General features: G+C 39.8%; 14 protein-coding genes. All 14 read left to right on the top strand.

Translation table 11 applies throughout. From position 1 onward, the window contains the following. The first annotated feature begins 17 nt into the window (after window positions 1-17). The 14 genes from D8852_RS07415 to D8852_RS07350 all read left to right on the top strand — a co-directional run bounded on the left by D8852_RS07415 (window position 18) and on the right by D8852_RS07350 (window position 13,808). Complete coding sequence (locus D8852_RS07415) at window positions 18-1,115, top strand: phage minor capsid protein (protein ID WP_260467099.1); 1,098 nt, start codon at window positions 18-20, stop codon at window positions 1,113-1,115. A 139-nt stretch (window positions 1,116-1,254) separates the two neighbouring features. Then, the gene (locus tag D8852_RS07410; RefSeq protein WP_125425290.1) at window positions 1,255-1,818 is read left to right on the top strand and encodes a phage scaffolding protein; all 564 of its coding nucleotides are present in this window, start codon (window positions 1,255-1,257) and stop codon (window positions 1,816-1,818) included. A 17-nt stretch (window positions 1,819-1,835) separates the two neighbouring features. Beyond that, complete coding sequence (locus tag D8852_RS07405; protein WP_125425289.1) at window positions 1,836-2,717, top strand: phage capsid protein; 882 nt, start codon at window positions 1,836-1,838, stop codon at window positions 2,715-2,717. A gap of 10 nt (window positions 2,718-2,727) precedes the next feature. Then, entirely contained in the window at window positions 2,728-2,964 is a 237-nt protein-coding gene (locus D8852_RS07400; protein WP_125425288.1) for a hypothetical protein, read from the top strand. 42 nt (window positions 2,965-3,006) lie between these two features. Continuing rightward, window positions 3,007-3,399, top strand: coding sequence for a hypothetical protein (locus D8852_RS07395; RefSeq protein WP_125425287.1), 393 nt, complete (start codon window positions 3,007-3,009; stop codon window positions 3,397-3,399). After that, window positions 3,389-3,760, top strand: coding sequence for a putative minor capsid protein (locus D8852_RS07390; RefSeq protein WP_125425286.1), 372 nt, complete (start codon window positions 3,389-3,391; stop codon window positions 3,758-3,760). The genes D8852_RS07395 and D8852_RS07390 overlap by 11 nt, the downstream gene beginning before the upstream one ends. Beyond that, the gene (locus D8852_RS07385) at window positions 3,760-4,104 is read left to right on the top strand and encodes a minor capsid protein (protein ID WP_125425285.1); all 345 of its coding nucleotides are present in this window, start codon (window positions 3,760-3,762) and stop codon (window positions 4,102-4,104) included. The genes D8852_RS07390 and D8852_RS07385 overlap by 1 nt, the downstream gene beginning before the upstream one ends. Then, window positions 4,104-4,511 (top strand): minor capsid protein, encoded by a 408-nt coding sequence (locus D8852_RS07380; RefSeq protein ID WP_125425284.1) that lies wholly within the window; start codon window positions 4,104-4,106, stop codon window positions 4,509-4,511. The genes D8852_RS07385 and D8852_RS07380 overlap by 1 nt, the downstream gene beginning before the upstream one ends. Then, window positions 4,508-4,957: a phage tail tube protein gene (locus D8852_RS07375; RefSeq protein WP_125425283.1), complete on the top strand. Its 450-nt coding sequence runs from the start codon at window positions 4,508-4,510 to the stop codon at window positions 4,955-4,957. Before D8852_RS07380 ends, D8852_RS07375 begins: the two co-directional genes overlap by 4 nt. Window positions 4,958-5,021: 64 nt before the next feature. Continuing rightward, entirely contained in the window at window positions 5,022-5,510 is a 489-nt protein-coding gene (locus D8852_RS07370; RefSeq protein ID WP_125425282.1) for a hypothetical protein, read from the top strand. A 13-nt stretch (window positions 5,511-5,523) separates the two neighbouring features. Continuing rightward, complete coding sequence (locus tag D8852_RS07365; protein ID WP_125425281.1) at window positions 5,524-6,093, top strand: Gp15 family bacteriophage protein; 570 nt, start codon at window positions 5,524-5,526, stop codon at window positions 6,091-6,093. Next, window positions 6,086-9,367, top strand: a complete 3,282-nt coding sequence (locus D8852_RS07360) for a tape measure protein (protein ID WP_125425280.1) — start codon at window positions 6,086-6,088, stop codon at window positions 9,365-9,367. Before D8852_RS07365 ends, D8852_RS07360 begins: the two co-directional genes overlap by 8 nt. Continuing rightward, on the top strand, window positions 9,364-10,872 hold the full coding sequence (locus D8852_RS07355; RefSeq protein WP_125425279.1) for a distal tail protein Dit: 1,509 nt from the start codon (window positions 9,364-9,366) through the stop codon (window positions 10,870-10,872). Before D8852_RS07360 ends, D8852_RS07355 begins: the two co-directional genes overlap by 4 nt. Continuing rightward, window positions 10,872-13,808: a phage tail spike protein gene (locus D8852_RS07350; protein WP_125425278.1), complete on the top strand. Its 2,937-nt coding sequence runs from the start codon at window positions 10,872-10,874 to the stop codon at window positions 13,806-13,808. Before D8852_RS07355 ends, D8852_RS07350 begins: the two co-directional genes overlap by 1 nt. The last annotated feature ends 11 nt before the right edge of the window (window positions 13,809-13,819 follow it).

The following is a 13,819-nucleotide window of genomic DNA, read 5'->3' as shown; positions in this document are numbered from 1 at the left end:
AACAATTTTCCTTGCAAATGCAGGGAGTGGGAGATATTTACGAAAAATTACAGATTGATCTCTTCGACCGTATGATAAAACGTTTAAAAGAGCGTAGTTCTGTTGATTTGATAAGAAATCCTTATATCTGGCAGTTAGAGAAACTAAATGATATGTACATGCTCAATGAGCAGAATCTAAAACTTATTTCAGAGCGTACAGGAATTGCTGAAAGATTGTTGCGTGATGTAATTGAGAATGAAGGTTTGAAAGTCTATAAGGACACTAAACAGCAACTTGAAGAAGATTTGAATAAAATACCTAAGGGAGAGATTTCAAATGGCGTAACGGACAGTTTAGAGGCTTATTCTAGGCAAGCAGTTAGTGATTTAAACCTTATCAACACAACTTTGGCAAAGAGCTTGCAAGCAGCCTATAAAGCGATCGTGGAGGAAACGGTCGCTCAAGTAGTGGCAGGCACTAAAACAAGTGATAGAGCATTACATGATACCATCATGAAATGGCAGAAGAATAGCTTTACTGGTTTTGTGGACAAAGCCGGTAGGCATTGGAAAGCTGATAGCTATGCGAGGGCTATTATCAAGAGCACAACATACAAAGTTTACAACGAAATGCGTACTAGACCTGCTGAAGAGTTAGGAATAGATACTTTTTACTACTCAATGAAAGCAATGGCTAGACCTGCTTGCAGCCCATTACAAGGGCAGATAGTTACCAAAGGAGCTAGCAGGGAGATAGATGGGATAACTATCTATTCATTATCGGACTATGGGTATGGAACAGCAGCAGGATGTTTAGGAATCCATTGTGGTCATTATTTGACCCCTTTTATTGTTGGAGTTCATGAGTTACCGAATTTACCAGACTATCTGAAGAATCTAACACCAGAGCAAGCTGAAGAAAATGCACGCATTGAAGCAAGTCAAAGAGGACTTGAGAGACTTATCAAGACACATAAAGAGCGATTGCATTATGCTCATACCTTGCAAGATGACAAGATGATACAAGCTGAGCGTCTGAAAGTTAGAGGGTATCAAACTAAGATCCGTAACTTGATAAATCAGCATGATTTCTTAACAAGAGATTACAGACGGGAGAAATTATATGTTTCATAAAGGATTTGTGTTTCACAAGTCCTTTTTTTGTGTTTAAAACCGTAAAAAATCCCTATCCATCAAAGGTATATTGAGAGAGTAAATAATATTTTGCTTGAGGTGGGAGTTGTCCACCTAAAAAAGAACTAGGAGGGTACAAATGGCATTTACAACTGAAGAACTACTCAATCTTGGGTTGACAGAAGAACAGGCTAAGTCAGTCTTTGCTTTGCGAGGAAAAGAGCTGAATGAGGACAAATCAGCCTTAGAAACTATCACACAAGAGCGAGATAGTCTCAAAACACAGTTGCAAAAGGCAGAGGAGCAAGTTGAACACTTGAAATCGCTTGAAGGTATCAGCGCTAAACAGAAAGAGGCGATTGATGAATTACAAGCTGAATATGACAAGTATAAAAATGAAGCTGCTGCTGAACTTGCGCAAACTAAAAAGGTTAGTGCTATCAATCTAGCTTTGAAAGATACAAATGCTTTCAATCCAGACAAATTGATGAAATTCATTGATGTTGATGCTATCCAGTTAGACGAAAACGGGAAACCTCAGATTGATGAAGTAATCAACGGTTTAAAAGAAAGCGATCCATATCTATTCAAAAGTGAAGAAAGTAAGCCTAGCCCAAATATTTTACCTCAAGGTAATCCAGCGGGTGAGGGAGCAGGTGAAGTCGACCCATTCCAAGCGATTATTGACGGGTATGGCAAATAACAGAAAGGAGATTACAAATGCCAAGTAATCAAAACAACGCAGTGCGCCGCTATGAGAAACAATATGCGGGCATTCTTGAGACAGTTTTTGGAGTGCGGGCAGCATTCTCAAACGCTCTAGCACCTATTCAGATTTTGGATGGGGTACAAGAAAACTCTAAGGCTTTCTCAGTTAAAACAAACAACACACCAGTCGTAATTGGAGAGTACAAGACAGGCGCAAACGATGGTGACTTTGGCGATAATACAGGCGCTCAGTCACGCTTTGGTGATTTGACAGAAGTTAAGTATGACAATACAGATGTCAACTATGACTATACCCTAACAATTCATGAGGGACTTGACCGTTACACAGTAAACAATGATCTTAATGCTGCTGTTGCCGACCGCTTGAAGTTGCAATCAGAGGCACAAACTCGAACAATGAACAAGCGAATTGGTAAATACTTGTCAGACAACGCTGCTAAGACTGAAGCCCTTGCTGATTTTACAGATGACAAAGTAAAAGCTTTGTTCAATAAATTGTCAGCTTATTACACAAACAACGAAGTTACAGCGCCAGTTACTGTTTATTTACGTTCAGAACTTTACAATGCCATTGTAGATATGGCCTCAGTTACAAGCGCCAAAGGGGCAACTATCTCCCTTGATGACAACGGGCTACCAAAATATAAGAACTTTACCTTGGAAGAAACGCCAGCACAATACTTTGAGACAGGAGTTATCGCTATCTTCTCACCAAACGGTATCATCATTCCGTTTGTTGGTATCTCAACAGCTCGTGTAATTGAGGCTGAAAACTTTGACGGCGTGAAATTGCAAGCTGCTGCTAAGGGTGGTACTTACACTCTTGATGACAACAAAAAAGCAATTTACAAAGTTACAGGAACTATTGTATAGGAGGTAGAACATGGCACTTTATCGAGCAACAAAAAACCTTTTCTTTGAACGGCTCAACAAAGATGTGATCGTTGATGACATTATTGAACTTGAAGAAGATTACGCCGAAGAAGTCAACAAGAAACTAAAGAATGCTTTTCCAGATGTGAAAAATGTTTTAGAACTTGTTGACAAAAATGGAACGTTAGAACCAGAAGAAGATGCCCCATCGGTAGATGAAGCATCTCAGGAAACTGTTGAAGATTAAATAAGGGGTGGGAACACCCTTTATTTTTAAGGGAGGTTACGCATGACTTATTTAACACAAGATGAATTTACTAAGTTAGGTTTTGATGAAGTAACAGACTTTGAGAAGCTAGCCAAAAGAGCAGAAATAGCTATCAATCTCTATACTCAAGGATTTTATCAAAAAGGTATTGACTTTGAAAAAGAGATTAAGTATCGAAAAGATGCAGTTAAGCTTGCTATGGCTTTCCAAATCGCCTATCTCGATTCATCTGGCATTATGTCAGCAGATGATAAACAACTAGCTAATAGTGTTTCTATTGGCCGTACATCAATCTCATATAGCACCTCACAAAGTACCTCAGCAGGTCAGCAATTTAATTTGTCTATGGATGCTGAAAATGCTTTGAAACAAGCTGGCTTTAGCCTAGTTGTTGGAGTTGCCTATGATCGATAAGCGACTATTAAAAGGGATTGACAAGCGTTTGTTAAAGGATGTCCTGACCATCAAGAAAGTGACTGACAAAAACGATTATGGGGATGAGGTTTACTCAGAGCCATTGACCGTTAAAAATGTACGCTTTGATAGATCGGTGGGGATAACTGGTAATCATAATTCAAAATCTGGTACAGGAAATTCAAAATCAAGGCAAAAACAAGGGGTTATTTACCTCTATCCCTCACTATCTTTTGTGACAGTCAATGATGATTGGATGGGTGCAAAAGTAAATGATGGGATAAGAGATTACACAATTAATGGCTACCAAACCAACTACTATGATGGTGAGGTGTTTAGTCAAGAAATTGAGGTGATCTAATGAGTATTGCAATTAAAGTCGACTTGCAGAAAGCTAAGCATAAACTTTCAAGAGAATCCATGACAAGAGGAAAGATTGCAGTCGCTAGCCAAATCTTGCTAGACGATGAGCAATATATTCCCTTGAGAGGAGGAGCTTTAAGAGCCTCTGGTCGAATCATCGGGCAAGGTGATGCTGTTGTTTATGGCACGGTTTATGCTAGGGCACAATTTTACGGTTCAAACGGTATTGTCACCTTTAGGAGATATACCACTCCAGGTACAGGAAAACGATGGGATCAAGTTGCTACTAGCAAGTATGCTGAAGAATGGGCTAGAGCTTTTGTGAAAGGAATGGGGCTTTGATGCGAGAGAATGACTTTCAAAATGTACTTTTAAAGCATATCAAGACTTTAAATTTACCAGTTGAACCACGCTTTGATTATTTTGAGGATGACAAAGATGACCTGGTTATCAATCAGATACCAGGTGGGAAAGTGGATAGAGGTTATATGGATGGCACACAAGAGATTTCTTTGCCATTTGAAATTGCTGTAAAGGCAAAAAAGAACACAGTAGCCAATGACACTATCTGGTTAGTAACCTCAGAATTATCAAAGATAGACTTAGTTTTGCCGAGTGATAACAATTCCTATGAATATATGGGAATGGAAGTCAGCAGGCCTGCCATGAAAGGTAAGGATGAGCAAGGCTATTATTATTACACAATAGAAATTGTTGCAAAAATCGTAATAGAGAGGAACAAACAATGACAAGACAAAAAAACGCCCTACGTGGCCATTTTGTAGCTCCATATAATGGAGGAGTTGAACCATCAACAGAAGATGCATGGTTGGAACTTGCTAAATGGATCTCAGACGTATCAGATGATACAGACGAGAAAACAGATGACCAAGCATACTATGACGGTGATGGAGTTGAAGAAACAACGGTAGTCAGTGTAAAAGGTGCTTATACCTTTGAGGGTACTTATGATCCAGAAGATAAGGCACAGGCTCTTATTGCTAGCATGAAGTACAAAACAGGGGATGACCGCAAGCTATGGCACAAAGTCGTATCTTCTGACAAGAAAAAACAATGGGTGGGAGCTGCAACAGCGACAGAAATCAAAGCCGGCTCTGGTGCTGCTTCTGACTTTGAAGCATTTGGATGCAAACTTTCGTTTAACTCAACGCCAAAAGAAACTGGTATTGGGTAATAGTTTTTGATAAGGGCGGGCATTTAAGCCTTGCCCTTTTTTAACAAGAAAAAGGAGTAGAGATATGACAGATATTCAGATTGAACTAAAACGTACTGGTTTCCCAGTTAAAATCGGCGAAGTAGAGCTATGGTTTGATACAAGTCAAGAGAGCTTGATGCGATTTTATGACATGGAAGAAGAACTCCAACGTCGCCTTGTCCAATATGAATTGGATGTGGTAACTGCAAATATCAGCAACAAAATTGAGCGTGACGGAGTAACTAAAGAAGTAGTTTCTGGGGCTATTGAATTGGAGAAGAAACAGCTTGAAATTCAATATGATCTTATTTTTGGCGATGGTACATTTGACAAGTTGTATTCTGTTTATCCGGATTATAACGCCCTAAATAACGCTCTAGAACAGACCGCAATCATGTTGCATGACAAGTTGGAAGAAGTTGCTGAGCAACACAAAACGGTAGTGAAAGAGCGTGCTAGTCACTATTTAAACAAGGGTAAAATCACTCCAATCAAAAACAACAAGAAACACAAAAAGAATAAAAAGAAATAGCTAGGTAAAAATTATGTCTATGAAATTAAATGATGCTTTAATCACAAATTTTTCTATTGCTGATAAGGAGTATGACATAGACTTGTCTTTTAATAAGGTTCTGGATGTCTTTGAAATCTTGAAAGAGGAGGAAATGACGTATTTAGAACAAGCTCAATTGATTGTCCATTTGCTAACTGGCCAAGAATTATACGACATCAAAGAGGTTGTGGATTGTTGGATCTATATCAAAGAGCATTTTTTAGAAATTGAAAAAGAAATTGTTCAGTATGATTTGCTAGGCAATCCAATGCCAAAGGCAAAAGATGAAGAAGAACAAGAAAAATTGATTGATTTTGAACAAGATGCAGAATACATTTACGCTAGTTTTTTGCAAGCCTATGGCATCAATCTTTTAAAAGTTCAAAATAAGTTGACATGGACAGAATTTAAAGCGCTTTTGAACGCCTTGCCAGACAATACAATCATGCAACAGATTATAGAAATCAGAGCGTGGAAACCAGAGAATGGTGGGGATAAGAACAAAATGCGCAAATTACAAGCTAAATATAGTTTAGGAAAGGAGGGAGAAGATAATGGCTGATGGAAAAGTGACCATCGTTGTTGATGTTGATGGAAATAAGGTCAAGGTTCTAAACGATGAGTTAGATAAAACGGCACAGAAAGGTGACAGAGGGAGCGATTCTCTAAAGAAGTTTGCTCTTGGTGGTGCTGCTTTCAAACTGGCATCTAAAGCGGTAGATCTTCTAACAGATTCCTTGGGCGGAGCGATTCAGCGTTTTGATACGCTTGAAAGCTATCCAAGAGTGATGCAAGCGATGGGACATAGTACAGAAGATGTCACGCGCTCAACTAAGAAACTTGCAGCAGGTATTGAGGGCTTGCCTACGACTTTGAATGAAGTAGTTGGTACAGCTCAACGTCTTACCTCGATTACTGGAGACATCAACAAATCAACAGATTTAACACTTGCTCTTAATAATGCCTTTCTTGCCTCTGGATCTTCTAGTGCTGATGCAAGCCGTGGTTTACAACAGTTTAGCCAGATGTTATCAGCTGGTAAGGTTGATATGCAATCATGGAAAACATTGCAAGAAACCATGCCCTATGCTTTGCAAAAGACTGCTGAATCATTCGGTTTTGCTGGCCAATCTGCTCAGAATGATTTCTATTCTGCATTAAAACAGGGAGAACTTACGTTTGATCAGTTCGCCTCAAAATTGATTGAGTTAAATGGTGGTGTTGGTGGTTTCGCCGAGCTTGCGAAATCTAATAGTAAAGGAATTCAGACCTCTTTTGGCAACTTAAAAAACGCAGTTGTTAAAGGTGTAGCGAATACGATCAAGGCTCTTGACGATTTAACAAAGGCAGCAACAGGTAAGACGATTGCTGAGAACTTCGATGCATTGAAAGTAATCATCAACGCTGCTTTTGGTGTGATTGTCAATGTTATTAAGGCTAGTACACCTATTTTTCAGACCTTGTTTAGTGTTTTGAGTTCTGGGATTTCTGTAATCTTATCTTTGAAGCCAGTTTTGGATGGTTTATCAGTTGCATTAGTAACTATGCGTGTCGCTAACGACACTATAACTGCAACAAAAAACTTAATTAATTCCTGGCAGACATTCAAAACAACAGCAAGTGCAGCGGTAGGAGTTATTAACTTGATGACTGCAGCACAAGCGACATGTGGAACAGTTACAAAAGCTCAAATGGTCGCTAACTTGGCCAATAACGGAGCTTTGACAGCATCCAATTTGCTTTATGGTGTGTTGACCGGTGCTATTAGTTTGCAAACTGCTGCAACTATTGCTGCGACTGCTGCAACTACCGCATTTAAAGCAGCACTGACCGCTTTAACCGGGCCTGTTGGTTGGGTAATTGGTGCTATCGGTTTACTGGTCGGCGCTGGTGTTGCTTTGTGGCAATGGTTAACTGCAGAGAGCGAGGAAACTAAACGCCTCAAATCAGAACAAGAGGAGTTAGTCAAGAGTACGGATCAATTAACAGATTCTGTTAAACAAAGCGCAAAAGAACGCCAGAAAAATCTTGAATCTGTAAAAGGTAATACAGAATCTTATCAAAAATTGGCTGATGAAATTGTTCAACTTTCTCAAAAAACAAATAAAACTGCAGCAGACAAGAAAAATCTCAAGAAAAAGATTGATGCTTTGAATGCCTCAGTTAGCGGTTTAAATCTGGCCTATGATAAGAACTCTGATTCTTTGTCTCACAACAGTGATCAAATCAAAGCTCGTATCTCAGTGATGGAGGCAGAATCAACATGGGAGGCATCTCAAAAGAACCTGCTTGATATCGAACAAAAGCGTGCTGAAATTGGCGAGCAACTGAAGCAGATTGCAGAACAACGTAATAAGTGGAATGAAGAGTCCAACGTTAGCGATAGTGTCCGCAAAGAAAAACTGCAAGAACTCAACGACAAGGAAACTGAGCTTAAGAATACCCAGACAGAATTGCAAACTGAGTACGAAAAAACATCTCAAGTTCAACAGGCAGCATCTGAAGCTATGGCTGCCGCTGCTGAAAGTGGGTCAAATAGACAAGTTGTAGCATACGAAAATATGTCCAAGGCTCAACAAAAGGCTATTGATGACATGCGTACTAAATACAATGAGTTGCTTGAAACCACAACAAACATGTTTGAACAAATCAAGTACAAGTCAGCTATCAGTGTTGATGAAATGATTGCAAATCTCCAAAAAAACCAAGAAGCGGTAAATAATTGGGCTACTAACCTAAATACTTTGGCAGAGCGTGGAGTAAATGAGGGTATTTTAGCTAAATTACAACAGATGGGGCCTCAAGGAGGGTTGTATGTTCAAGAACTTGTTAATGCCTCAGACGAAAAGTTAGCAACTTTGAACGAAGTCTTTACTCAAGGTGGTGAGTCAGCTATGAATGGCTTGACTGCTGGTATGGATACGGGTGCTTTGGGTATCACAGACAAGATCAAGGGTATCGTACAAAGTCAAGTATCGAGTTTGCAAGAAGAAATTGCAGCTGCTGACTTTTCTAGTTTGGGGCAAGAAATCCCCAACGGGGTCAGTCAAGGGATAGAACAAGGAGCTTCTACCGCTGGAGAATCTTCTAAAAACATGGCTAATGATATAAAAGAATCCTTTACAAGTGAAATGGATATCAATTCCCCATCTCGTGTATTTAATGAGTATGGTGGTTTTATCACTACTGGATTAGCTGAGGGTATTGATAATGGTGCGTCGCAACCGACAAATTCAGTGACAACATTATCAACTCAAATCAAAGAACCGTTTAATAGCCTACCATCAGATTTCACATATGCAGGTGAAATGGCCATGGCTGGTTTAAATACTGGATTGAATAATGGTGCTGGAGCCGTTTTGGAAACGGCTAGATCAATAGCAACAAGTGTGAAAGAGACTATCAAAGATGCTCTGAGAATCCAGTCGCCGTCTAAAGCGATGCGTGATGAAGTCGGACGATTTATCCCTCAAGGTATCGCTGTTGGTATTGAAGCAGATGCTGGCACTGTTAAAAGATCAATGTTGCGATTAAAAGAAAGCATGATGATTGATACTAGACCAGAAATAGCTCTAGGTTTGAATAAAAAACTAGGTGCTCAAGTGACTGTTAAACAAAGTAGTAAGCAGACAATAGCTGAAAAAATCAAAGTTACTATGGACAAGTCTAGCGAGCTACTCGAAAAAGCCCTAGATGTCGCTGAGACGGCCGTTAGACGACCAAATGAAATGTACTTAAACGATGGTACTTTAGTCGCCAAAACAGGCGATAAATTCGCTAAATATCAGTCAGAGCAACTCAGACGGGGAAATAGAATGAGAGGTATTCTTGAATGACGAAAACGATGGTTTTTAACGGCGTTGATATATCGCGCTTCATCAAAATCAAGGATATTATTCGCCCTATCGGAAATGAGAGGAGCGTTACATTTGATAACGCCCCCTCTTTGGGCGTAAACATCCAACAAGTGAAGCGTGGTAAAAAGGAGCACACTATCAAGTTTGACATGATTGAGCGTGATGGGGTGGCTCTTGAGCGCCTCAAACATGAATTGGCTGGTGTTTTGAACGTACTAGAACCTGTAAAAGTTGTTTATGGCGATGAACCAGACAAGTATTATATGGGGTTGCCGGTTGATGAAATCACTCCAGAAAACTTGACAAGATGGTTTCAACGCTCGGAGTTTAAGCTTGTCATTCCTGATGGAGTGGCTCACAGCATTGCTTACAAAAAGTTTGATAGCATAGCTAACGCTACCGTAACAGGAAATAAAATGGTATTTGATTTGGCCAACAATGGAACAGTTCTAGCAAATCCAATCGTAAAAGTCAAGCACAATGCAGATAACGGTTATATCGGTATAGCGAATAACACGGGTTCTTTTGAAATTGGAAATAGCGAAGATGCTTTTACCGAGCCATCCCAAAAATCAGAAATGCTGCTTAACTATCGAGATAATGAGATCTCAAATGGTTTTATTAAAGCGTTAAAAAATCAAGCTGTTACAAACGATAATACAGAATATGTAGTCGGAACAGCTGAGATGGTGAATCTCTGGGATCGCTCACATATTCGATTGAAAGATTTGCGAGGAGAAACCAAATTACACAACTATGCAACTAGCTTGTCGTGGGATATCCCAGCTAATAGTGCCAAAACAACGGGGTCACTGGATGACTATTTGTGGTGGAGACAAGTTTTTTGGGCGGAGGCAAACAACCAATACGGCTTCATCAAGATTACTGTATCTGATACAGCAGGTAAGTTTTTATATGGAGTGGAAACTTTTAAACGAAATCTTAGTTCTGATTGTGAATACAACTTTTTTGTAAGCGATGGGAACGGTGGTTATCGTATCTTGGGACGTTGGAGATTTGATGGTACAACAACTGCTGACCGAAATCCTTTCAGCGTGGCCAAAGGATGGTCTGACTTGAAACGTAATGATGACAGAATCCAAGTTTTTTATGGTGGTTCTCACTCTACTTTCATTATTCCGGAAATTAAAGGGAAAAAATCCGCTAGAATCCATGTGACAATAGGGGCGTATCGAGATCATCCAATGGTTTCTCATATGTATCTGGATGGTTTTTATTATCGCAAAGACTTTGTTACGCAGACAAGAGATATTCCTAACCGTTTTACGACTGGTTCAAATGTTGTTATCAACAGCGAAGACGATACGGTCTATATTGATGATATTGCAAAAGCAAGTGAGGTTGTAGATGGTTCTCAATGGCTCTCTATCCCTCCAGGTAATTCAAAATTAGAGCTGTACTTCTCTAGCTTTATCAAAAAACATCCGACAGTGACGATTGAATTTGAAGAAAGGTGGCTATAATGCTATTAACAATTCATGATGCAAGTTTGCAAAAAGTTGCTTTTGTTGATAACGACAAGCAAAATACGCTTAATTATTACGACGATACTTGGGCAAGGGATTTACCGACCGGATCCTCAACATTTGAATTCACTGTATTTAAAAAAGCCATTAAATCGGATACTGCGTTATCTAAGGCTTATCAATATCTGAATGAGCGTGCCTGGGTTTCGTTTCGATACCATGGGCGCACCTACCTATTCAATGTGATGACTGTTGAGGAAAACGAGCAGACAATCAAATGTTATTGTGAAAACCTCAATCTTGATTTGATTAATGAGCATGCCAATCCGTACAAAGCAGAAAGAGAAATGTCATTTATTGAGTATTGCCAAGAAATGGGACTGCTTGGTTTCAGTAATCTTTCCGTTGGAATCAACGAGATTTCAGATAGGCGACGAACTCTAGAATGGGAGGGACAAGATACTAATCTTGCTCGTTTGCTTAGTCTAGCTCATAAATTCGATGCAGAAATTGAGTTTGAGACACACTTGAACGCTGATAGTTCTATCAAATCATTTAGAGTTAATGTGTATCGAGAGAATGATGAGAAACACCAAGGGGTTGGGCGTGTCAGAAATGACATACAGTTAACTTATGGCAAAAATCTAACTTCCATCACTAGAAAAGTTGATAAGACGGGTGTTTTTAATGCGATCAGACCCACAGGTAAAAGGCGTGTTAAAAATGAAAAGGGCGAAGAAGTAGAAGAGGTGGTAACACTTGGAGATTTAGAGCCTTGGTCTGTAACGAGAGATGGAATCCTTGAATTTTATCAACGGAATGAATCTCTATACGCCCCTATCTCAATGCAAATGTATCCATCTGTTTTTAGCCCAAGCACATTCGATGATCAATGGATACGAAAGGATTTCTCTTATGAGACAGACAATCCAAAAGAATTGCGCCGATTGGCTTACAATGAGTTGAAAAAGCATTGTTATCCTGCGGTGACATATGAAGTAGATGGCTTTATCGATGTGGAGATTGGTGACACAATTAAGATTTATGACAATGGTTTTAATCCAGCTCTTATGGTTCAAGCACGGGTCTCTGAGCAAAAAATTAGCTTTACGAATCCAGCGAGCAATAAAACTACGTTTTCAAATTTCAAGGCACTTGAGAACAAGTTATCGGATGGCATTCAAGCAGCTTTCGAGCGACTTTTTGAGGCATCGAAGCCATACATTATCAAGTTAGCAACTGATAAAGGGGTCATCTTTAAGAATAGGGCTGGCGAAAGTACAGTAACTGCTACTTTGTATAAAGGTGGCAAACCTGTTGTGGCTGGTGTCACATGGCGTTGGGGACTTGATGGCAATGTATCAACAGGAATGAGCTATGTCGTCAGAGGTTCAAGCGTAAGAGACACATCTACACTAACTGTTGCTGCTTACATTGATAATAATCAAGTTGCTGTTGATGAGATTTCTTTCGCAAATGTTCTTGATGGACGAAAAGGAGAAAAGGGAGATAAAGGCGATACTGGTGCAAGAGGTGAGCAAGGCATACAGGGAGAACGTGGTTTACCTGGAGTGAAAGGTGATCGTGGCTTGCCTGGTGAAAGAGGTTCAGATGGCCGTACTCAGTATACCCATATTGCTTATGCTGACAATGCAACTGGTGGGGGATTTAGTTTTTCAGGACAGGGCAAGGCGTTTATAGGCGTTTATCAAGATTTTACTGAAACCAATAGCAACAATCCCACGAAATATTTATGGACAGAATGGCGTGGTCGTGATGGCGCTGATGGTTTACCAGGCAAGGCCGGAGCAGATGGAAGAACACCTTATGTTCACTTTGCTTATTCTGACAATGCGGATGGTTCTGGTTTGACACTGACAGATAACGGACAGCGTTATTTTGGTCATTATTCAGATTATGAGAAACCTGATAGCTCAGATAAAACTAAGTACAAGTGGGCTGATCGTTGGGCGAAGATTTCTGGTGGAAATCGAAACTATTTCAAGAACGGTAGAACTCAGAAAATCAATACAGGAAATCGTGAAATGTATGATATGCGGACTTTTATCGTTGATGACTTTTGGAAAAATCCAGACAGATTAAAACCGAATTATGTTCGTATCTCATTTGAAATTTCCTTATCTCCTGCCTTAACAAAAGATACACAGGCTAGCGTACATTTTTCTGCCACTCCTTGGTACAGTAATAAAATTACTTTGAAAGCTGGCGTTACAACGTCACAAAAGTTTGAGTTTGTTATAAACCTCTCTGGAGCTAGTGAAAATTACAAGACGGATAATATCTTTATCAGATTTGGCACAAATCACGGTTTTCCACCTAATCTTACAGTCACGCTTGAAAATGCCATGTTAGCCGTGGGAACTAATTTTCTCGGCTACGTCAAAGCCATTGAAGACGTTGAAACTGACATCAACTCTAAAGCCGACCAAGGCCTGACTCAGGAACAACTGAACGCTCTCAATGAGAAGGCTGGAATTATTCAGGCTGAGCTTGAGGCTAAAGCTAGTGCTGACACGCTTGATAACTGGATAAAGGCTTACAAGGACTTTGTCAACGCAAACGAGAGCGCAAGAGCACGAGCTGAAAAAGATTTGATTGCAGCTAGTCAGCGTGTTTCTAATATTGCTAAGGACTTGGGAGAATTGTCTGACCGCTGGAATTTCATCGATACCTATATGAGTTCCTCAAATGAGGGGCTTGTGATTGGTAAGAATGACGGTAGCTCTAGCATGATGTTCAATCCTAACGGACGAATTTCAATGTATTCAGCAGGGGTTGAGGTCATGTATATTTCACAAGGGGTCATTCATATCGAGAATGGTATTTTCTCTAAAACAATCCAGATTGGACGTTTTAGAGAGGAACAATATCATATCAACCCTGACATGAACGTCATTCGTTATGTAGGATAGAAAGGAGTAAA

The organism is Streptococcus mitis, from assembly GCF_003942695.1.
In the GTDB taxonomy this organism is placed as follows: domain Bacteria; phylum Bacillota; class Bacilli; order Lactobacillales; family Streptococcaceae; genus Streptococcus; species Streptococcus mitis_BD.
This window is presented reverse-complemented; position numbering and strand designations above follow the sequence as displayed.

Coding starts and splice junctions, on each gene's coding strand:
- D8852_RS07400 (WP_125425288.1), top strand. CDS start 2,728: ATGGCACTTTATCGAGCAACAAAAAACCTTTTCTTTGAACGGCTCAAC.
- D8852_RS07350 (WP_125425278.1), top strand. CDS start 10,872: ATGCTATTAACAATTCATGATGCAAGTTTGCAAAAAGTTGCTTTTGTT.
- D8852_RS07405 (WP_125425289.1), top strand. CDS start 1,836: ATGCCAAGTAATCAAAACAACGCAGTGCGCCGCTATGAGAAACAATAT.
- D8852_RS07415 (WP_260467099.1), top strand. CDS start 18: ATGCAGGGAGTGGGAGATATTTACGAAAAATTACAGATTGATCTCTTC.
- D8852_RS07395 (WP_125425287.1), top strand. CDS start 3,007: ATGACTTATTTAACACAAGATGAATTTACTAAGTTAGGTTTTGATGAA.
- D8852_RS07360 (WP_125425280.1), top strand. CDS start 6,086: ATGGCTGATGGAAAAGTGACCATCGTTGTTGATGTTGATGGAAATAAG.
- D8852_RS07410 (WP_125425290.1), top strand. CDS start 1,255: ATGGCATTTACAACTGAAGAACTACTCAATCTTGGGTTGACAGAAGAA.
- D8852_RS07375 (WP_125425283.1), top strand. CDS start 4,508: ATGACAAGACAAAAAAACGCCCTACGTGGCCATTTTGTAGCTCCATAT.
- D8852_RS07390 (WP_125425286.1), top strand. CDS start 3,389: ATGATCGATAAGCGACTATTAAAAGGGATTGACAAGCGTTTGTTAAAG.
- D8852_RS07380 (WP_125425284.1), top strand. CDS start 4,104: ATGCGAGAGAATGACTTTCAAAATGTACTTTTAAAGCATATCAAGACT.
- D8852_RS07385 (WP_125425285.1), top strand. CDS start 3,760: ATGAGTATTGCAATTAAAGTCGACTTGCAGAAAGCTAAGCATAAACTT.
- D8852_RS07355 (WP_125425279.1), top strand. CDS start 9,364: ATGACGAAAACGATGGTTTTTAACGGCGTTGATATATCGCGCTTCATC.
- D8852_RS07370 (WP_125425282.1), top strand. CDS start 5,022: ATGACAGATATTCAGATTGAACTAAAACGTACTGGTTTCCCAGTTAAA.
- D8852_RS07365 (WP_125425281.1), top strand. CDS start 5,524: ATGTCTATGAAATTAAATGATGCTTTAATCACAAATTTTTCTATTGCT.